The 19,702-nt window shown below is 43.2% G+C and carries 24 protein-coding genes and 1 riboswitch; of the genes, 21 read left to right on the top strand and 3 right to left on the bottom strand.

Features of this window, described 5'->3' with window-relative positions; translation table 11 throughout:
* Window positions 1-3: 3 nt before the first annotated feature.
* The 3 genes from spoVAEA (at window position 4) to lysA (ending at window position 3,479) form a co-directional block, all read left to right on the top strand.
* The gene (spoVAEA, locus tag CJU60_RS05745; RefSeq protein WP_095713213.1) at window positions 4-621 is read left to right on the top strand and encodes a stage V sporulation protein SpoVABEA; all 618 of its coding nucleotides are present in this window, start codon (window positions 4-6) and stop codon (window positions 619-621) included.
* Window positions 566-2,053, top strand: coding sequence for a spore germination protein SpoVAF (gene spoVAF, locus CJU60_RS05740; protein ID WP_024121919.1), 1,488 nt, complete (start codon window positions 566-568; stop codon window positions 2,051-2,053). The genes spoVAEA and spoVAF overlap by 56 nt, the downstream gene beginning before the upstream one ends.
* Before the next feature lie 106 nt (window positions 2,054-2,159).
* Window positions 2,160-3,479: a diaminopimelate decarboxylase gene (gene lysA / locus CJU60_RS05735; RefSeq protein WP_095713303.1), complete on the top strand. Its 1,320-nt coding sequence runs from the start codon at window positions 2,160-2,162 to the stop codon at window positions 3,477-3,479.
* 27 nt (window positions 3,480-3,506) lie between these two features.
* Here the strand turns inward: lysA and CJU60_RS05730 are convergent, their stop codons facing one another.
* Window positions 3,507-4,379: a DUF1002 domain-containing protein gene (locus CJU60_RS05730; RefSeq protein ID WP_059336647.1), complete on the bottom strand. Its 873-nt coding sequence runs from the start codon at window positions 4,377-4,379 to the stop codon at window positions 3,507-3,509.
* A gap of 257 nt (window positions 4,380-4,636) precedes the next feature.
* On the opposite strand from CJU60_RS05730, the gene CJU60_RS05725 reads away from it, so the two are divergent.
* The 9 genes from CJU60_RS05725 to ribT all read left to right on the top strand — a co-directional run bounded on the left by CJU60_RS05725 (window position 4,637) and on the right by ribT (window position 11,363).
* Complete coding sequence (locus CJU60_RS05725; RefSeq protein ID WP_003223931.1) at window positions 4,637-5,068, top strand: peptidylprolyl isomerase; 432 nt, start codon at window positions 4,637-4,639, stop codon at window positions 5,066-5,068.
* Window positions 5,069-5,529: 461 nt separating this feature from the next.
* Window positions 5,530-5,736: a zinc ribbon domain-containing protein gene (locus CJU60_RS05720; RefSeq protein ID WP_010334793.1), complete on the top strand. Its 207-nt coding sequence runs from the start codon at window positions 5,530-5,532 to the stop codon at window positions 5,734-5,736.
* A gap of 154 nt (window positions 5,737-5,890) precedes the next feature.
* Window positions 5,891-6,445 (top strand): signal peptidase I sipS, encoded by a 555-nt coding sequence (gene sipS / locus CJU60_RS05715; RefSeq protein ID WP_095713212.1) that lies wholly within the window; start codon window positions 5,891-5,893, stop codon window positions 6,443-6,445.
* A 236-nt stretch (window positions 6,446-6,681) separates the two neighbouring features.
* Window positions 6,682-7,026, top strand: coding sequence for a hypothetical protein (locus tag CJU60_RS05710; RefSeq protein WP_024121915.1), 345 nt, complete (start codon window positions 6,682-6,684; stop codon window positions 7,024-7,026).
* 120 nt (window positions 7,027-7,146) lie between these two features.
* Window positions 7,147-7,294: riboswitch (FMN riboswitch) on the top strand.
* 131 nt (window positions 7,295-7,425) lie between these two features.
* The gene (gene ribD, locus CJU60_RS05705) at window positions 7,426-8,511 is read left to right on the top strand and encodes a bifunctional diaminohydroxyphosphoribosylaminopyrimidine deaminase/5-amino-6-(5-phosphoribosylamino)uracil reductase RibD (protein WP_095713211.1); all 1,086 of its coding nucleotides are present in this window, start codon (window positions 7,426-7,428) and stop codon (window positions 8,509-8,511) included.
* Window positions 8,512-8,521: 10 nt separating this feature from the next.
* A complete protein-coding gene (ribE, locus tag CJU60_RS05700; RefSeq protein WP_024121913.1) occupies window positions 8,522-9,169 on the top strand; it encodes a riboflavin synthase subunit alpha in 648 nt (215 codons plus the stop codon).
* Between the two features lie 14 nt (window positions 9,170-9,183).
* Window positions 9,184-10,380: a bifunctional 3,4-dihydroxy-2-butanone-4-phosphate synthase/GTP cyclohydrolase II gene (locus tag CJU60_RS05695; protein ID WP_095713210.1), complete on the top strand. Its 1,197-nt coding sequence runs from the start codon at window positions 9,184-9,186 to the stop codon at window positions 10,378-10,380.
* A gap of 32 nt (window positions 10,381-10,412) precedes the next feature.
* Window positions 10,413-10,877, top strand: coding sequence for a 6,7-dimethyl-8-ribityllumazine synthase (gene ribH / locus CJU60_RS05690; RefSeq protein WP_024121911.1), 465 nt, complete (start codon window positions 10,413-10,415; stop codon window positions 10,875-10,877).
* 111 nt (window positions 10,878-10,988) lie between these two features.
* Window positions 10,989-11,363 (top strand): GNAT family N-acetyltransferase RibT, encoded by a 375-nt coding sequence (ribT, locus tag CJU60_RS05685; RefSeq protein WP_095713209.1) that lies wholly within the window; start codon window positions 10,989-10,991, stop codon window positions 11,361-11,363.
* A 13-nt stretch (window positions 11,364-11,376) separates the two neighbouring features.
* Here the strand turns inward: ribT and CJU60_RS05680 are convergent, their stop codons facing one another.
* Both CJU60_RS05680 and CJU60_RS05675 read right to left on the bottom strand, forming a co-directional pair.
* Window positions 11,377-11,901, bottom strand: a complete 525-nt coding sequence (locus CJU60_RS05680; protein WP_095713208.1) for a DUF309 domain-containing protein — start codon at window positions 11,899-11,901, stop codon at window positions 11,377-11,379.
* A gap of 87 nt (window positions 11,902-11,988) precedes the next feature.
* Window positions 11,989-12,078 carry a YjcZ family sporulation protein gene (locus tag CJU60_RS05675; RefSeq protein ID WP_024121909.1) on the bottom strand — a complete coding sequence of 30 codons (90 nt, stop codon included), beginning with the start codon at window positions 12,076-12,078 and terminating at the stop codon, window positions 11,989-11,991.
* A 214-nt stretch (window positions 12,079-12,292) separates the two neighbouring features.
* On the opposite strand from CJU60_RS05675, the gene scpA reads away from it, so the two are divergent.
* The 9 genes from scpA (at window position 12,293) to resB (ending at window position 19,700) form a co-directional block, all read left to right on the top strand.
* The gene (scpA, locus tag CJU60_RS05670; protein WP_024121908.1) at window positions 12,293-13,048 is read left to right on the top strand and encodes a segregation/condensation protein A; all 756 of its coding nucleotides are present in this window, start codon (window positions 12,293-12,295) and stop codon (window positions 13,046-13,048) included.
* Entirely contained in the window at window positions 13,038-13,631 is a 594-nt protein-coding gene (gene scpB / locus CJU60_RS05665) for an SMC-Scp complex subunit ScpB (protein WP_044154877.1), read from the top strand. Before scpA ends, scpB begins: the two co-directional genes overlap by 11 nt.
* Before the next feature lie 57 nt (window positions 13,632-13,688).
* Window positions 13,689-14,228, top strand: coding sequence for a YpuI family protein (locus CJU60_RS05660; protein WP_038954213.1), 540 nt, complete (start codon window positions 13,689-13,691; stop codon window positions 14,226-14,228).
* Between the two features lie 120 nt (window positions 14,229-14,348).
* Window positions 14,349-15,497: a D-alanyl-D-alanine carboxypeptidase family protein gene (locus tag CJU60_RS05655; RefSeq protein ID WP_095713207.1), complete on the top strand. Its 1,149-nt coding sequence runs from the start codon at window positions 14,349-14,351 to the stop codon at window positions 15,495-15,497.
* On the top strand, window positions 15,485-16,075 hold the full coding sequence (gene spmA, locus CJU60_RS05650; RefSeq protein WP_024121904.1) for a spore maturation protein SpmA: 591 nt from the start codon (window positions 15,485-15,487) through the stop codon (window positions 16,073-16,075). Before CJU60_RS05655 ends, spmA begins: the two co-directional genes overlap by 13 nt.
* 4 nt (window positions 16,076-16,079) lie before the next feature.
* On the top strand, window positions 16,080-16,616 hold the full coding sequence (gene spmB / locus CJU60_RS05645; RefSeq protein ID WP_095713206.1) for a spore maturation protein SpmB: 537 nt from the start codon (window positions 16,080-16,082) through the stop codon (window positions 16,614-16,616).
* Window positions 16,617-16,707: 91 nt separating this feature from the next.
* On the top strand, window positions 16,708-17,442 hold the full coding sequence (gene rluB, locus CJU60_RS05640) for a 23S rRNA pseudouridine(2605) synthase RluB (protein ID WP_024121903.1): 735 nt from the start codon (window positions 16,708-16,710) through the stop codon (window positions 17,440-17,442).
* 93 nt (window positions 17,443-17,535) lie between these two features.
* Window positions 17,536-18,075: a thiol-disulfide oxidoreductase ResA gene (gene resA, locus CJU60_RS05635; protein ID WP_095713205.1), complete on the top strand. Its 540-nt coding sequence runs from the start codon at window positions 17,536-17,538 to the stop codon at window positions 18,073-18,075.
* Window positions 18,072-19,700: a cytochrome c biogenesis protein ResB gene (gene resB / locus CJU60_RS05630; RefSeq protein ID WP_095713204.1), complete on the top strand. Its 1,629-nt coding sequence runs from the start codon at window positions 18,072-18,074 to the stop codon at window positions 19,698-19,700. The genes resA and resB overlap by 4 nt, the downstream gene beginning before the upstream one ends.
* Window positions 19,701-19,702 lie beyond the last annotated feature (2 nt).

Here is a 19,702-nt window from a genome sequence, read left to right as displayed (position 1 = left end):
GAGATGACGACAAAACGCAAGGTCATACTGGTAACAGACGGAGATGTGTATGCTGCTAAAACAATTGAATACGCTGCAAGAAGAGTTGGAGGGAGATGTATTTCTCAATCAAAAGGAAATCCCTCCACCCGCAGCGGCGCCGAGCTTGTCAGGCTGATTACATCAGCACCATATGACCCTGTATTTGTCATGTTTGACGACTCCGGCCTTCAAGGAGAGGGACCGGGAGAAACCGCTCTGACCTATGTGGCCACTCATCCGGCAATTGAAGTGCTCGGTGTGATTGCGGTAGCGTCGAAAACCCATCAGGCTGAATGGACCAGGGTTGACGTAAGCATTGACCGCAATGGAGAGATAACAGAATACGGCGTGGATAAAATCGGAGAGAGGGAATTCGATGAACACAGAATGAACGGGGATACGGTCTATTGCCTTGATAAACTTGATCTGCCGCTTATCGTTGGTATCGGGGATATCGGCAAAATGGGCAGGAAAGACGATATATCGAAAGGGTCGCCAATCACCATGAAAGCGGTCGAGTTTATTTTAGAAAGGAGCGGGTATCATGCCGGACAAACAGGAAGAGAAAATCCGGGTTTATCGGAATCCAGACAAAAATGAAGCTTATTTTAAAAATCGCGTCGGAATGGGAATCAGCTACGATGTAGGTGTTCGCAAGCTTACCATTTTAGACAGAGAAGTTCAGCTATACTATTTGAATGGATTATGTGACACTGCCTTTATCATTCACTTAATGAGAGAGCTTGTTGCGATTAACAACCGGACAGGAAAAGAGGACCCTGAAGAGCTGGTCGATATCGTTGAAAACAGGCTGCTCAACGCTCAGGTCGAAAAAGTAAAAACGCTGGATGAAACCACCGACCAGGTGCTGTCCGGGTTAGTTGCAGTTATTGTCGAAGATGCAGGATTTGCTTTTATCATTGATGTCAGAAGCTATCCGGGAAGAAATCCGGAAGAACCGGATACGGAAAAGGTGGTCAGAGGCGCCAGAGACGGATTTGTTGAAAATATCGTCGTCAATACCGCGCTTCTCAGAAGACGGATCAGGGACGAACGCCTTCGCGTCAAGATGACAAAGGTCGGCGAGCGTTCAAAAACGGATCTGAGCATTTGTTATATCGAAGACATTGCAGATCCGGATCTGGTTGACATCGTGGAAAAAGAAATTGCTGCCATTGATGTCGACGGATTAACAATGGCAGACAAAACAGTCGAAGAGTTTATTATCAAACAAAGCTACAATCCGTTTCCGCTCGTCCGTTATACAGAAAGGCCCGATGTGGCGGCCAATCACGTACTTGAAGGCCATGTCGTGATTATGGTTGATACATCGCCAAGTGTGATCATAACGCCGACAACCTTATTCCATCATGTTCAGCATGCTGAAGAATACAGACAGGCTCCTTCTGTGGGAACTTTTTTAAGATGGGTACGATTTTTCGGCATTCTTGCTTCTACTTTATTTCTCCCCATCTGGTTTCTCTTTGTTCTTCAACCGGAACTGCTGCCAGAGAATCTAAAATTTATCGGGTTGAATAAAGATATGCACATCCCGATCATTCTGCAGATTTTCTTAGCTGATTTAGGAATTGAGTTTCTCAGAATGGCGGCTATTCACACACCGACCGCTTTATCTACCGCAATGGGATTAATTGCCGCGGTTCTAATCGGGCAAATTGCCATTGATGTGGGGCTGTTCTCTCCTGAAGTCATACTGTATGTCTCGCTTGCCGCTATTGGAACCTTTACGACGCCAAGCTATGAATTAAGCCTGGCAAATAAAATGGCCCGTCTTACACTTATGATATTAGTAGCACTCTTTCATGTAAAAGGGCTCGTTATAGGATTTACTGTTCTGATTATTGCCATGGCCAGCATAAAATCCCTTCAAACCCCATACCTATGGCCACTCATTCCGTTTAACGGAAAGGCGCTGTGGCAGGTGCTGATTCGCACGGCGAAACCTGGTGCGAATGTAAGACCAAGCATTGTTCACCCAAGAAATCGCTTAAGACAGCCTACCAATTCATAATCGCATTGAAACTGACTGAAGAGTATGATAATGTATGTCTTAATTATGAAAGGACAGTCCATAAAACTGTCCTTTTCACCCATAAGCGGAGAAAGAGGGAATGACATTGTTCTTACACGGCACTAGCAGACAAAATCAACATGGGCATTTGGAAATCGGAGGTGTGGACGCTCTCTATTTAGCTGAAACATACGGCACGCCTCTTTACGTATATGATGTGGCTTTAATACGTGAGCGTGCTAAAAGCTTTAAGCAGGCATTTATAACTGCAGGGCTGACAGCGCAGGTCGCTTATGCGAGCAAGGCATTCTCTTCTGTTGCGATGATTCAGCTTGCCGAGGAAGAAGGGCTTTCCTTAGATGTCGTGTCTGGAGGAGAACTTTACACAGCTGTTGCAGCAGGATTTCCGGCGGAGCGCATTCACTTTCACGGAAATAACAAAAGCAGGGAAGAGCTGCGAATGGCGCTTGAACACCGTATCGGCTGCATTGTGGTTGATAATTTCTATGAAATCTCGATTCTTGAAGACCTGTGCAAAGAAACTGGGCACTCAATTGATGTTCTCCTGCGGATTACCCCCGGAGTAGAGGCGCATACACATGACTACATTACAACGGGACAGGAAGATTCAAAGTTTGGTTTTGACCTTCATAACGGACAAACTGAACAGGCGATTGAACAGGTTTTACAATCAGAACACATTCAGCTGCTGGGTGTTCATTGCCATATCGGTTCGCAAATTTTTGATACAGCCGGTTTCGTGCTAGCGGCAGAAAAAATCTTCAAAAAACTTGACGAATGGAGAGAAGCTTACTCATTTGTTTCAAAGGTGCTGAACCTTGGAGGCGGTTTTGGCATTCGTTATACGGAAGAAGATGAACCGCTTCATGCCACTGAATATGTAGAAAAAATTATCGAAGCTGTAAAAACAAATGCAGCCCGCTATGGATTTGACATACCTGAAATTTGGATCGAACCGGGCCGCTCGCTTGTAGGAGACGCAGGCACAACACTTTATACAGTCGGCTCCCAAAAAGAAGTGCCGGGTGTCCGGCAGTATGTAGCTGTTGACGGAGGAATGAACGACAATATCCGTCCGGCTCTCTATCAGGCAAAATATGAAGCCGCTACAGCTAACCGTATCGGAGAAGCGCACGATAAAACGGTATCGATTGCCGGCAAGTGCTGTGAAAGCGGAGATATGCTCATTTGGGATATTGACCTGCCGGAAGTAAAAGAAGGAGATCTGCTTGCTGTTTTCTGTACAGGCGCTTATGGCTACAGCATGGCCAATAATTATAATAGAATTCCAAGACCTGCTGTTGTATTTGTAGAAAACGGAGAGGCTCATTTAGTCGTAAAAAGAGAAACGTACGAGGATATTGTAAAACTGGATCTGCCATTTAAAACGAGTGTGAAGCAATGAAAAAAGCGCCGGGAATTCGGCGCTTTTTTATTTGAATATAGAAACAATCGCGTTCCAGATGGAAACGAAGAAATCAATGACTTTCTGGATAAAGTTCTTGCCTTCATCTGAGTCTAAAAATTTACTAATCTTATCTTTCGCTTTATCAAGCTGGTCACCGACCTGTCCCCAGTCGATATCAACATTTTTCATCTTATTGAACAAGGATACAAGCTGATCCTTTTGGCTGTCTGTCAGTGTGACGTTTAAATCGGAAGCCGCATCATCCACTTTTTTCTCAATATCGGCTTTATTGTCAGGCACACCGTTTTTAGCAAACTCTTCTTTTATTTTTGCAATCAGCGCAGCCGCATTTTCGTCACCGATTTTGTCACCAAGCTCTGAGGTCGTCACAAGCTCTTGGTTGGCGACTTGCTTAACGTCTTCAGAAATCGCTTCGTCAGAAGAAACTTCATATGCTTTGATCAAGCCTGTCAAAGCCGCAGTACCGGACACTTCAAACGGAGCGGTAACATAAACCTTCGCGTCCTTAACGCCGGCTGTCATCAAGGCATTGAGATACATTTCATCCGTAATGCCGCTAATATTATGTGTCTCAACATTTAATCCGGAGCCTTTTTTGGCAATGGTAATAGACGATGATGAAATCGCTCTTGAGCCAATTTGCGCGCTTGGTATATATTTTCCTAAATATTCGTGTTCTTCCTTATTGGTAACGGTCACGGTTGTGGCATTATCAGGGACATTCATTTCATCAAGCACTTTTTGCTTATCTGATTCTGACAAATTTGCACCAAGTGTCACGATGACATCTCCGACTGCGGCATCCGCGAGACTGACTTTCGGAATCGTCAGCAGCAAAACGGCCGCTGCCAGCATTCCAATCCATATTTTTTTCAAAGCAGTTGACCTCCTTCATTTCACAAGCAGCAGTTAAAGCTGCTTTGCGAGGACCTGAATCATGATGAAAAATACAGTTCCGATAGGTTAGACGGAGATAGAGAGGTTCAGGTTTCATTTTTATTTTGGAGAAAAGCCGGGAGAGTCGTTTTCCCCAAAAAGGTGTGGTATAATAGCCGCGACAAGGAGAGACAAGCCATAATGATGATACATAAATTTCTCCTTTGAAAATTAAAATAAAGAAAGTGGGCATACAATTGAAAACAGGTTACTTTTTATTAGAAGACGGCAACAAAATTGAATTTGAACTTTATCCGGAAGCAGCACCGGGTACAGTTGCAAACTTTGAAAAGCTTGCAAACGAAGGATTTTACGACGGACTTACATTCCACCGAGTAATTCCAGGCTTCGTCAGCCAAGGCGGATGCCCGCACGGTACTGGCACAGGCGGTCCCGGATACACAATCAAATGTGAAACAGAAGGAAACCCGCACACACATGAAGCGGGCGCGCTCTCTATGGCACACGCAGGAAAAGATACTGGCGGCAGCCAATTTTTCATCGTCCATGAGCCGCAGCCTCATTTAAACGGTGTTCACACTGTATTTGGCAAAGTAACAAGCGGTCTAGAATTCGCGAAAAACATGTCTAACGGTGACGTGATGAAAGAAGTTCGCGTAGAAGGCTAATAGGCAGGCAGAAAGCTCCCCGATATGAGGGAGCTTTTTCTTTTCGCTCACAGCCTGATCTGGTTGTGACAGTTAACAAACAGACGTTTTTAAGGTAGAACGAGGAGGCATAGAGAGATTTGAGTTAAATCCTATAGCTATGTTTCAAATCATAAGTGTTCAATCACAATTGTATTCAATCCGACGGAACCAAAACACTGATTTTTGATACGTTCAGCGGGCTTATAGAAAATGCATTGCCTACGCTGTTCCCTTCAATATGATTCATCGTAATGGGAAAATCATCCCTATCTCTTCTCATCTTCATACATATTAGAGACCGTATGAAATAGCTTAAAGTCAGATACACCCATCGGGGAAAAATTAAACAAATTTTAAAGCTGACATGCTTCATCCCAAACGGCATTTGTAGTAAAATGAAATAATATCAATGTCATTTTTTTGAAAAGGGGCTGCGTTTGATGAACAACAAGGGCTGTATAAAATGCGGAAGCACTGAAGCTGGCCAAAAAGAAATTGCCACAACTGGAACCGGATTGTCAAAGTTGTTTGATGTGCAGCATAACCGTTTTCTCGTCGTCTACTGTAAGAAATGCGGATATTCGGAGTTTTATAATAAAGAAACTTCAACTGCCGGCAATATATTGGATTTGTTCTTTGGAGGCTGATTGATTCTTCTCCCGATTTCATTAGGAAATGGAACAAATTGATTCTGGCAGAAGAATAAATAGATGTGAAAATTTTCTTCAATGGTCCTAATGGGATTTCTTATCGATTCGTGATAACATAAATTGAAGACCGTTGTTTATTGGAGGAACTCAGTTGAAAGCGGAAACCGTTTCTAAGAAAAAATCAATATTTGAATGGGCCAAAGCGATTATTATCGCAGTTGTTCTGGCATTACTCATCCGCAATTTTATTTTTGCGCCGTATGTCGTTGACGGTGAGTCCATGGAGCCTACCCTTCATGACCATGAAAGGGTATTTGTCAATATGACAGTTAAGTACATAGGCGAGTTTAAGAGAGGGGATATCATCGTGCTAAACGGGGATGATGTCCACTATGTCAAGCGGCTGATCGGCTTGCCGGGAGACACAGTCGAAATGAAAAACGACCAGCTTTATATCAATGGAAAAAAAGTGGATGAGCCTTATTTGAAGGCAAATAAAAAGCAAGCAAAAGAAGATGGATATGACCATCTAACTGATGATTTCGGCCCGATCAAAGTGCCTGATAACAAATATTTTGTTATGGGTGATAACCGCCGATACTCAATGGACAGCAGAAACGGGCTTGGACTCTTTACGAAAAAACAAATTGCGGGTACGTCAAAGTTTGTTTTCTTCCCATTTAACGACATTCGTAAAACCAACTAGGTATAAGCAGTTTCCTGAAAAGGAGCTGCTTTTTTATTCTTTTTCTCATGCATCCCCTAAAACCAGAACATAAATTCGTATATCTATAGAAAAGAAATTTTTGCAGAAATGCGAAACATATTCCCGTTATGCATCGTTATATTAATAATTTACGAGAATTTACGGTTTTTTATTCATGAAAAAAAGGAATAACTCATATGAATGAATAGATTCATATTGGCTGGAGGTTTTTTAAAATGGGAAGAATAAAAACCAAGATTACCATTCTGTTAGTGCTACTGGTTTTACTTGCAGGGGGGTATATGTACATAAATGATGTTGAACTGAAAGACGTTCCGACAGCGATTGGACAAACCTTGTCCTCCGAAGAAGAAGAGTATACAATCGAGGAATATCAAGTGACAAAAATTGACGGCACCGAATATCATGGAGAAGCAGAAAACGGCACGAAGATCATCTTCAACGGAAAAAAGTTAAATCAAGATTTGTCTGATATAAAAGAAGGCGATAAGATTAAGGCGTACTTCAGCAAATCAAAGCGGATCGACGGTTTAATCAAGGTTGCAAAAGTAAATGATTAAGTGAAAAAACACCTTTCGGAACGATGGGTGTTTTTTTGATTTCTCAAATTGTAAGTTTATTTCATTGCGTACTTAAGAAAGGATCGCTATAATAGCCATTAAGGACAAATGAATAAAGATTGTATCCTTCGGGGCAGGGTGGAAATCCCGACCGGCGGTAGTAAAGCGACATGCGCTTTAGAGCCCGTGACCCGTGTGCACATATGTACGCGGTGGATTCAGTTTAAGCTGAAGCCGACAGTGAAAGTCTGGATGGGAGAAGGATGAAGAACCGCTATGCAAAATGTATCAACATGCATAGTGTTATTTCCTATTGCGTAAAATACCTAAAGCCCCGAATTTTTCTTAAATTCGGGGCTTTTTTGACGGTAAATGAATAAAGAAGGGAGGGGAAAACAGATGGAAGAGTATTATATGAAACTGGCGTTGGGTCTTGCGAAGCAGGGTGAAGGACAGACCGAATCGAATCCGCTCGTAGGCGCTGTTGTGGTGAAGGACGGACAGATTGTCGGGATGGGCGCCCATTTAAAATACGGTGAAGCTCACGCGGAAGTCCATGCTATTCATATGGCAGGCGCACATGTGAAAGACGCTGATATTTATGTCACCCTTGAACCATGCAGCCATTACGGAAAAACACCGCCTTGTGCCGAACTGATTATCAAGTCCGGGATAAAGAGAGTATTTGTCGCAATGAGAGATCCTAACCCGCTTGTGGCCGGACGGGGAATCAGCATGATAGAAGAAGCCGGCATCGAAGTAAAGGAAGGCATTCTGGCAGATCAGGCGGAACAGCTGAATGAAAAATTTCTGCATTTCATGAGGACAGGCCTCCCTTACGTCACATTAAAAGCTGCCGCAAGCCTAGACGGAAAAACAGCGACCAGTACAGGTGACAGCAAATGGATCACATCAGAAGCTGCAAGACAGGATGCTCAGCAATACAGGAAATCACATCAAAGCATTTTGGTCGGAGCAGGCACTGTGAAGGCTGACAATCCAAGCTTAACCTGCAGGCTCCCGAATGTTTCAAAACAGCCGGTCAGGGTGATACTTGATACCGAACTTTCGATTCCCGATGACGCCAATGTGATTTGCGATCAGGCAGCGCCGACTTGGATTTTTACAACAACACGTGCTGATGAGGAGAAGAAAAAACGGTTTTCTGCTTTTGGCGTGAAAATATTTACTCTGGAAACAGATCGTATACCAATTTCCGATGTACTGAAAATCCTTGCGGAAGAAGGCATCATGTCGGTGTATGTGGAAGGCGGATCAGCTGTTCACGGAAGCTTCGTCAAAGCAGGCTGTTTTCAAGAGATCATCTACTATTTTGCCCCTAAATTAATCGGAGGAACGCTTGCTCCCAGCTTAATCTCCGGTGAAGGTTTTCAATCAATGAAAGATGTCCCCTTATTACAATTCACAGATATAACCCAAATTGGCCGTGATATCAGACTGACGGCAAAACCGAAAAACGAGTAGGATGGTGACCATGTTTACAGGAATTATAGAAGAAACAGGCACAATCGAATCCATGAAAAAAGCTGGCCCCTCTATGGCCTTAACAATTAAATGCTCAAAAATATTAGAGGATGTTCATTTGGGCGACAGCATTGCAGTAAATGGCATTTGTCTGACTGTTACTGATTTCACGAAAAGTCACTTCACAGTTGATGTCATGCCTGAAACAGTCAAAGCAACGTCGCTGAACGATTTATCAAAAGGCAGCAAAGTGAATCTGGAAAGAGCCATGGCGGCAAACGGGCGTTTTGGAGGCCATTTCGTTTCAGGCCATGTCGACGGAACCGCAGAAATCACGCGTATTGAAGAAAAAAGCAACGCAGTTTACTATGATTTGAAAATGGATTCGTCATTAACAAAAACGTTGGTTTTAAAGGGATCTATTACCGTGGACGGCGTCAGTTTAACCATCTTCGGGCTGACAGATGATACCGTGACGATTTCTTTAATCCCTCACACCATCAGCGAAACGATTTTTTCAGAAAAAACAATCGGCTCTAAAGTGAATATCGAATGCGATATGATCGGAAAATATATGTATCGATTTTTGCATAAAGCCAATGAAAATAAGAACCAACAAACCATAACAAAAGCCTTCTTAAGCGAAAACGGCTTTTAGAGAGGAAGATTTGCATGTTTCATCCGATAGAAGAGGCATTAGACGCTTTAAAAAAAGGCGAAGTCATCATTGTTGTGGATGATGAAGACAGAGAAAACGAAGGAGACTTTGTGGCTCTTGCGGAGCATGCGACTCCTGAAGTGATTAACTTTATGGCGACGCACGGAAGAGGGCTGATTTGCACGCCTCTCAGTGAGGAAATCGCTGACAGGCTCGATCTTCATCCTATGGTTGAGCACAATACAGATTCCCACCACACTGCTTTTACAGTAAGCATTGACCACCGTAAGACAAAAACGGGAATCAGCGCACAGGAAAGATCATTTACTGTCAAAGCTTTGCTGGACAGCGGTTCAGCGCCGGCAGATTTTCAGCGTCCGGGGCACATTTTTCCCCTGATTGCGAAAAAGGGAGGTGTTCTGAAAAGAGCGGGCCATACAGAAGCGGCAGTCGATCTTGCTGAAGCTTGCGGTTCTCAGGGAGCAGGCGTCATTTGCGAAATTATGAATGAAGACGGAACGATGGCAAGAGTACCTGAGCTGATAGAAATTGCGAAAAAGCATCAATTAAAAATGATCACCATTAAAGATTTAATTGAGTACCGCTACAACTTGACAACACTTGTAGAGCGGGAAGTCGATATTACCTTGCCGACTGATTTTGGAACATTTAAGGTGTACGGATACACAAATGAGATCGACGGAAAAGAGCATGTCGCATTTGTGATGGGAGATGTGCCGTTTAATGAAGAACCAGTATTGGTCCGGGTTCATTCAGAGTGTCTCACAGGTGATGTGTTTGGGTCTCATCGCTGTGACTGCGGCCCGCAGCTTCACGCCGCACTGACGCAAATTGCCGCAGAAGGCCGGGGAGTGCTTTTGTATCTCCGCCAAGAAGGCCGGGGCATCGGTCTGATCAATAAGTTAAAAGCTTATAAGCTTCAGGAAGAAGGGTATGACACCGTAGAAGCTAATGAAGCGCTCGGTTTTTTGCCTGATTTGCGCAATTACGGCATTGGTGCTCAAATTTTACGCGATCTCGGCGTGCGGAATATGAAGCTCTTGACGAATAATCCGCGGAAAATTGCTGGACTTGAAGGGTATGGTCTCAGCATTACAGAAAGAGTGCCACTTCAAATGGAGGCCAAAGAGCACAACAAAAAATATTTGCAAACAAAGATGAATAAACTAGGTCATTTACTTCATTTCTAATAACAAAAATCACAAAAAAGGATGGGAATCATATGAATATCATACAAGGAAATTTAGTTGGTACAGGTCTTAAAATCGGAATCGTAGTAGGAAGATTTAATGATTTTATTACAAGCAAGCTGCTGAGCGGGGCAGAAGATGCTTTGCTCAGACACGGCGTGGATACAAACGATATTGATGTGGCTTGGGTTCCGGGCGCATTTGAAATTCCTTTCGCTGCTAAAAAAATGGCGGAAACAAAAAAATATGACGCCGTTATTACACTCGGCACTGTCATCAGAGGCGCGACGACTCATTACGATTACGTCTGCAACGAAGCTGCAAAAGGCATCGCGCAAGCAGCGAACACAACAGGCGTACCTGTGATCTTTGGAATTGTCACTACGGAAAACATTGAGCAGGCCATTGAACGGGCTGGAACAAAAGCGGGCAATAAGGGCGTAGATTGTGCTGTTTCTGCCATAGAAATGGCAAATTTAAACCGTTCATTTGAATAATTTGCTGAAAACAGTTTAAAAATATGGCGAAAATGATATAATGTGAGAAAACGGATCACCTATACTTATCCGTTTGATAGAACTGGACATTTAGGATATAGAGGGGTTTTTATGTTAATTCGTTATAAAAAATCGTTTGAAAAGATTGCGATGGGACTTCTTTCATTTATGCCAAATGAAAAAGATCTTAAGCAGCTTCAGCAGACAATTAAGGACTACGAAACGGATACAGACCGCCAGCTCTTTCTTTGGAAAGAGGCCGAGGATATCGTCGGAGCAATCGGAGTTGAAAAAAAGGATTCCGAGGTTGAAATCCGGCATATCAGTGTGAATCCTTCTCATCGCCATCAAGGAATCGGAAAACAGATGATGGATGCTTTAAAGCATTTATTCAAAACGCAGGTACTGGTTCCGAATGAATTAACGCAGAGCTTTTTCGAACGCTGTCAAGGTCAGCAGGATCAAGACATTTCATACAATAATTAAGCAGAGGCTGTTATCAGCCTCTGCTTTTTTTTCTTCGTTCAATTTCTTTCTCGCGTTCGCGGATGACATCAGTCCGATCCCGCAAACGATGTTTATGAATTAGAAATCTATCAGTGAGTGTGCTGGGCTGTCCCCACGTGTAAGCTTTTCGCTTGCATTCAATGCGGCATGCTTCCTTCAGCCTCTCATCTTTAATTGGCAGCATGATGCTTTTATAGGAAGATCCCAGTTCAATTTGTTCGTAAACCGACTGCATAAGCTTTAGTAAACGGGTATGATCAAGCCCCAAATCTTCCACCGCTTGTTTTTTCGCTTGAAGAATCCGTATGCTGTTTGCCAGCAATCTTTTGGCCCCGGCTGTATTCTGTCTTCTGTGATGATACAAAGCAACAGCAAGCTGGATAAAGCCGACCCAAAGTATTTTTCGTTTGTTCGGAGGATCTTCCTTCCAATATTCTTCTAGTATTTCATGGCATTCAAAATAATCCCGTGTTGCGTGAAATTCAACGAGATAATCGATATAAGCTTTCGGGTACAAGATGCTTCCTCCTTTTAATCCGCCTTTAGTGTAACACAGGACAGATAAAAGGAAAAAACAGCGCATTGGACCTGCTCATTTTTAGTTCTAGCAAATCCAAGCGGCACCTACGATAATCAGCAGAATAAACAAAACGACAATTAAAGCGAAACCGCCGCTGAAGCACTTTTCTCCCATGAACATTCAGCCTCCTTTGTTATGGTCTACGCGAGCATCCTATGTACACCTGCCCTTTTTTGTGTAGGCGGATATCTTGTTATTTGAATATTCAGCACAAATCTCTTGAAATGCAGGAAATGAAATAGTATTGGACGAGAGCTTTTTGGTGGCTTATACTAAAGGGTAGCCAGTTTATCCGGCAATGAGAGTGATACTTGAAAATGGTGAGATGATGGAAGAATATCAAGTAAAAATTGATACGTTTGAAGGCCCATTGGACCTGCTGCTTCATTTAATCAATCGTCTTGAAATTGACATATATGATATACCTGTGGCGAAGATTACTGAACAATATTTATTATATGTACATACGATGCGTGTGCTTGAGCTTGATATCGCCAGCGAGTATTTGGTGATGGCTGCCACACTGCTCAGTATTAAAAGCAGAATGCTGCTCCCGAAGCAAGAGGAAGAGCTGTTTGAGGATGAATTGCTTGAGGAAGAAGACCCGCGGGAGGAACTGATTGAAAAGCTGATTGAGTATAGAAAATATAAAGACGCGGCGAAGGAATTAAAGGAACGGGAAGAAGAAAGACAAAAATCATTCACGAAACCGCCGAGTGACTTGAGCGAATATGCAAAAGAAGTGAAACAGTCGGAGCAAAAGCTGTCAGTCACAGTCTACGATATGATTGGCGCTTTTCAAAAAGTGCTGAAGCGAAAAAAAATAACAAGGCCGATGGAAACAACAATTACAAGACAGGAAATACCAATCGAAGACAGAATGAATGAAATCGTGCACAGCCTGAAATCAAAAGGGAAAAGAATCAATTTTATGGATCTTTTTTCATATGAGCAAAAAGAACATTTGGTTGTCACCTTCCTGGCGGTTCTAGAACTGATGAAAAATCAGCTGATTTTGATTGAGCAGGAGCAAAATTTTTCAGATATTTACATTATGGGGAGTGAATCCATTCATGGGGCTTGATATCGTGAATTGGAAAGCTATAGTGGAAGCCCTTCTATATGCGGCAGGCGATGAAGGACTGACCAAAAAACAGCTGTTAACAGTGCTTGAAATAGAAGAGCCTGAACTGAACACCATTATGGCGGATGTCGCAGACGATTACCGTCATGATACAAGAGGCATTGAACTTATTGAATATGCAGATACGTACATGCTTTCCACCAAAAAGGACTTTGCGCCGTACTTGAAAAAACTGATCGAAGTACCGTCGAAAGGCCTTTCCCAGGCATCTTTGGAGGTGCTGGCGATTGTTTCATATAAACAGCCGATTACGAGAGCGGAAATTGAAGATATCAGAGGCGTGAAATCAGAAAGAATTTTACACAGCCTTGTCGCCAAGGCGCTGCTGTGTGAAGTCGGACGCGCTGACGGTCCGGGACGGGCCATTTTATACGGCACGACGCCGACTTTTCTTGAGCAATTCGGCTTAAAAACGCTGGACGAGCTTCCGCCGCTGCCTGAAAATGCGGAAGATGACGTTCTTCAAGAAGAAGCGGATTTATTCTTTGAAAACTTTAACCAAACCTTTGAAGACATAAAATAGAGATTTAATGAATCGCGCTTTTTCATCAACATAAGATATAAGGAAGAAGTAGCTATCATGAAAGAAGCAAAATGTGAGAGACAAAGACATGAGGGGAAGATACCAAACGAAATGGGACATTCGATTGTGCGAGTGCAGACTCAAAAAACAGGCGAATTCTTATCAATGGTTGTCAATACCGTTAATGATTATTTAAATCAAACCACACTGGCGTCTATGCAGGCTGAATTGCCTGTTGAAGAGGCATACTGCTGTGATGTGCTGAGCACGCTGAGAAGAATGACAGTATTTTGTGAAGGAGGCGCTGAAGCATGCCGCCGTCTCCTTATGCAAGAGCCATTTCAGGAAACCAGAGCGGAAAAAACACTTTACAATGTGTATCATCAATGCATTGAAGAGTTCTTTATGCCAAAGAAAGACACCTGGTGTGAAAACAGCCGGGCGTCATATACCGGAGTCAGCGCAATTGAGTTCTACCATGCTGTTCCGCAGTCTCTGGAGCAATTATTATTGCCGCTGAGCGCAGCGTTTCTGAAGATGAGGGAAGAACTGGCTCATTACGAAGCGTCCGGATCTAGCATGGCATCAATCAGATAACACTTACTCTCCCTTTATGGGAGAGTTTTTTTATGTTTGCAGGCCAAGACACAATTGTTATTCATAACTGATGGACATGCGCATAAACTTGTACAAACCACCACAAGGACGTGAACAAACATGCGCATTTTTAAAAAAGCTGTATTAATAGTCATCATTTCTTTTCTATTTGCAAATGTAAATGTGAACACAGCACATGCAGCTATAAATGTCAGTGCGAAGAGCGCCATTGTCATTGACGGCACATCAGGAAGAGTGTTATTTGCCAAGGACGAGCATGAAAAAAGGCGGATTGCCAGTATTACAAAGATCATGACCGCTGTTCTCGCCATTGAATCCGGAAAAATGGAAGAAACCGTGACTGTTTCTGCAAATGCGGTCAGAACAGAGGGCTCGGCCATTTATTTAACCGAAGGGCAAAAAGTAAAATTAAAGGATCTTGTGTATGGCCTGATGCTGAGATCCGGGAACGATGCTGCTGTTGCGATTGCTGAGTATGTCGGGGGAAGCCTCGATGGATTTGTCTATATGATGAACCAAAAAGCAGAACAAATCGGTATGGAGAATACCCGTTTTCAAAACCCGCACGGATTGGACGACCATGAAAATCACTACTCAACAGCTTATGACATGGCTGTTTTAACGAAATACGCCATGAAGCTCAAAGACTATCAAACCATCTCCGGCACAAAAATATACAAAGCAGAAACAATGGAAAGCGTATGGAAAAACAAAAATAAATTGCTGACGATGCTGTATCCATACAGCACAGGGGGGAAAACAGGCTATACCAAGCTTGCAAAACGCACACTGGTTTCAACCGCTTCAAAGGACGGCGTAGATCTGATAGCCGTTACCATTAATGACCCCGACGATTGGGATGATCATATGAATATGTTTAACTATGTATTTGATCATTATCAAACATATTTAATCGCAAAGAAAGGAGATATTCCGAAGCTCAAAGGTACATTTTATGAGTCTAAAGCTTTCATCAAACGGGACATCACCTATTTGCTTACCGAAGAAGAAAAAGAAGATGTCAAAATCAACACTACCCTGCTCAAACCAAAAAAAGCCTGGGAAAAGGATGTCTCAAAAATTCCGGATATTGTAGGATATATGAAAGTCATGTTCAACGATGAAATCATCGCAAAAGTGCCGATCTATTACGAAAACGAACGAAATCAAAAACCGAAAAAAAAGTTTTTTGAAACGTTTCAATCCATTTTTCTGAATGCGGCTGGCGGGGCAAAATGGTCAATATAATTTGGGTCAGCTTAACTGTGATCGGGCTAGTATTTGCGATGTGCAACGGAACGCTGCAGGATGTAAATGAGGCGGTGTTTAAAGGAGCCAAAGAAGCTGTCACAATCTCATTTGGACTTATGAGCGTGCTTGTTTTTTGGCTGGGTTTAATGAAAATAGCTGAACAGTCAGGATTGCTGGATATTTTCAGCCGTATGTGCAGGCCTTTTATTTCTAAGCTGTTCCCTGACATACCGCCGGATCATCCCGCAATGGGCTACATTTTATCAAATCTCATGGCGAATTTCTTCGGTCTCGGGAACGCGGCCACACCTCTTGGCATTAAAGCAATGGAGCAAATGAAAAAGCTGAATGGAAACCGTTCGGAAGCGAGCCGTTCCATGATCACTTTTTTAGCTGTTAATACTTCCTGCATTACTCTCATCCCGACAACGGTTATCGCCGTGCGAATGGCCTATTCCTCCAAAACGCCGACAGATATCGTCGGACCGAGCATTTTGGCGACACTCATTTCTGGAATCGGCGCCATTATTATTGACCGTTATTTTTATTACCGCCGTAAAAAGAAGGGGAGGTAAGCCGATGGAAATTATCAACTGGCTGTCTTTAGCCATGATCCCTATCATTATTGCCGGCATTCTACTTTATGGAACAATCAAAAAGGTGCCGACATATGAATCCTTTGTTGAAGGCGGAAAAGAAGGAATTGAGATCGCATTTTCGATTATCCCCTACTTAGTAGGGATGCTTGTTGCGATTACCGTTTTCAGATCATCAGGCGCGCTTGACTTTTTTATGGATCTTTTAAAGCCGGTCTTTTCCGCCATCGGCATACCGGCTGAGGTGGTTCCGCTTGCGCTGATCCGTCCGATCTCCGGTACGGCTGCTCTGGGTATGACCACCGATTTAATTGCAGTGTATGGACCGGATTCCTTTATTGGCAGGCTGGCATCGGTGATGCAGGGATCAACGGATACAACACTTTATGTGCTGACGGTGTATTTCGGAGCGGTCGGCATTAAAAAAATGGGTGATGCGTTAAAGGTGGGACTTCTTGCTGATTTAATCGGTGTAGTTGCATCTATCATCATCGTTACGTTATTATTTGGGAGCGCCTGAAAATGGCGTTTTTTTAGATAAAGCATGCGAAATCTGAAAAAGCTTGTTTGTTCAGGTTGAAAAAAGTAAGATAATACTTGAGGTGAAAGACATGGAAAGACTGCAAAAAGTAATTGCTCACGCCGGAGTTGCATCGCGCAGAAAGGCAGAAGAGCTGATTAAAGAAGGAAAAGTAAAGGTGAACGGCAAAGTAATAACAGAGCTTGGTGTTAAAGTCACCGGTTCTGATCAGATTGAAGTAAACGGCTTGAAGGTGGAACGTGAAGAGCCTGTTTATTTTCTGCTATATAAACCAAGAGGCGTGATCTCCGCAGCGGATGATGATAAAGGGCGCAAAGTCGTGACGGACTTTTTTAGAGAAGTGCCGCAGCGCATCTATCCGGTCGGACGTCTGGATTACGATACAAGCGGTCTTTTGCTTTTAACCAATGACGGCGAGTTTGCCAACAAGCTGATGCACCCTAAATATGAAATAAACAAAACATATGTAGCAAAGGTAAAAGGCATACCGTCTAAAGAGCTGATCAGAAAGCTGGAGCGCGGCATTATGCTAGAGGAAGGCAAAACAGCGCCTGCCAAAGCGAAGCTGCTTTCATTGGATAAGAAAAAACAAACAAGCATTATACAGCTGACCATCCATGAAGGACGGAACAGGCAAGTGCGCCGCATGTTTGAAGCAATCGGACATGAAGTAATTAAGCTGAAGCGGGAAGAATACGCATTTTTAAATCTGAGAGGCTTAAATACGGGAGACGCAAGAGAGCTTACGCCGCATGAAGTCAAAAGACTCAGAGCGCTAGCGGAACACGGTAAAAACGCTTTCTAAGTTTCACATAACCTTCAAAAAGTTAGAAATGTGAAATGATTGTGAAATGATATAATTGAATGGATCTGCAATAGGGGAAGGGGGCAGTGGACAATGAAGAAAAAAAGGCGTTTATTCATTCGGACCGGCATCCTTCTCGTTTTAATCTGCGCGCTGGGCTATACAATATACAATGCTGTATTTGCCGACAAAGAGAGCATATCCGAAGGGTCCGAGGCACCGAATTTTGTCCTTGAAGATACGAATGGGGAACGTATTGAGCTGAGTGACTTAAAAGGAAAAGGTGTTTTTTTGAATTTCTGGGGCACCTGGTGTGAGCCGTGCAAAAAAGAATTTCCTTATATGGCGAACCAATACAAATATTTTAAAGACCATGGCGTTGAAATTGTCGCGGTAAATGTTGGGGAGTCAAAGATAGCAGTACATAATTTTATGAAATCCTACGGAGTGAATTTTCCGGTTGTCCTGGATACAGATCGTCAGGTGCTTGATGCCTATGGCGTATCTCCGCTTCCGACAACCTTTTTAATCAATCCGGAAGGAAAAGTTGTCAAGGTGGTGACCGGCACTATGACAGAAAGCATGATCCATGACTATATGAATCTGATAAAACCCGGAGCGACTTCGGGATGAAGCAGGTAAAATGTGAATGCGGACATATCAACCCGGTCGGAACCGTTTTATGTGAATCGTGCGGCAGGGCGCTTCAGGAAACGCAGCCCCCGCTTGCTGATATGAGATACGATGGAAGTGCGAGACGTTCACAAACCTATAACAAAACGTCCATTGATAAAATATGGAACTTCTTTTCTTCGGTTAAGGTCGGAATATGGCTTATCGTCATAACCCTTGCAGCATCGGCATTCGGGACTATTTTTCCTCAAGAAGCCTATTTGCCCCCCGGCGCTCAGGCTGATACATATTATAAAGAACAATACGGCACGTTCGGCCAGCTTTATTATTTACTCGGGTTCCATCATTTATATGGATCTTGGTGGTATTTGCTGCTGATTGCCTCTATCGGCATTTCTCTTGTCATCTGCAGCCTTGACCGTGTGATTCCCCTGTACAGAGCATTGAAAAATCAGGGGGTCAGGAGAAGCGCTGTTTTCTTAAAAAGGCAGCGGCTGTTCAGTGAAACGGAGACCGAGCTCAACCTTGAAGAAAAAGAAAAGATTGTGACTCTCTTAAAGAAAAAGCGTTATAGAATACGAGAACAAGAGGGCAGCATTCTGGCGGAAAAAGGGCGTTTTTCCCGCTGGGGTCCGTATGTCAATCACATAGGACTAATCATTTTCCTGATTGGCGCAATGCTGAGATTTGTGCCGGGCATGTACGTCGATGAAACGCTCTGGGTCAGAGAAGGCGAAACTGCGGCAATTCCAGGCACAGACGGAAGATATTATTTGAAAAACAATCAATTCAGCGTAGAGACTTATAACAGCGATACAGAAAAAAAGGTGTTCGCTGATGCCATTGACAGAGTCGGAAGCGGAAAGGTCGCGAAAAATTTTCAAACAGACGCGGTTCTCTATAAACGGGAAGGCAAAATTGTCTACGGAGAGAAGCCGAAGCTGAAAAAAGTAAAAGAAGAAGATATTCGTGTCAATCAGCCGCTGCGCTTTGATTCGTTTTCTGTTTATCAGGTGGATTATAAAGAGAATCAGCTCGATCAGATGGTGTTTCAGCTGATTGACAAAAAATCAAAAAAATCCTTTGGGAGCCTACAGATCAACCTATTGGATCCAGATTCGGTTTATGATCTTGGCAACGGTTACAAAGTTGAGGTCGCCAGCTACCTTCCTGACTTCTATTTTAATCAGGACGGAGAGCCGAGCACAAAAACAAAAATCCCTAACAATCCGGCGTTTGTTTTTAATATCATAACGCCAGATAAGCCAAAAGGCGAAAAAAGTTTTGTTGCCATTCAAGAAACAATTGAAGGGTCGGGCAGCAATAAGTACAAGTTGAAATTTGACCATGTCGAAACGAAAAACATAACCGGTCTGACAGTCAGAAAAGATCTGACGCTTTGGGTGCTTGCCATCGGCGGAGCCATTTTTATGATTGGCGTCATTCAAGGAATGTACTGGCAGCACCGCAGAATCTGGCTGCATACACAGGAAGGTGCAGTCATGGTTGCCGGCCATACCAATAAAAACTGGTACGGACTAAAGCAGGATTTAAAATTTGTTTTAGCCGATACGGGGCTGACTGAACCAGCAGACCAAAAAGAATTAATGAAAACACAGAAATAGGC

Origin of the sequence: Bacillus sp. 7705b, from assembly GCF_002289525.1 — a bacterium.
Classification (GTDB): domain Bacteria; phylum Bacillota; class Bacilli; order Bacillales; family Bacillaceae; genus Bacillus; species Bacillus halotolerans.
Note: the sequence above shows the minus strand (reverse complement) of the source record. Positions and strands in the feature narration are given on the sequence as shown.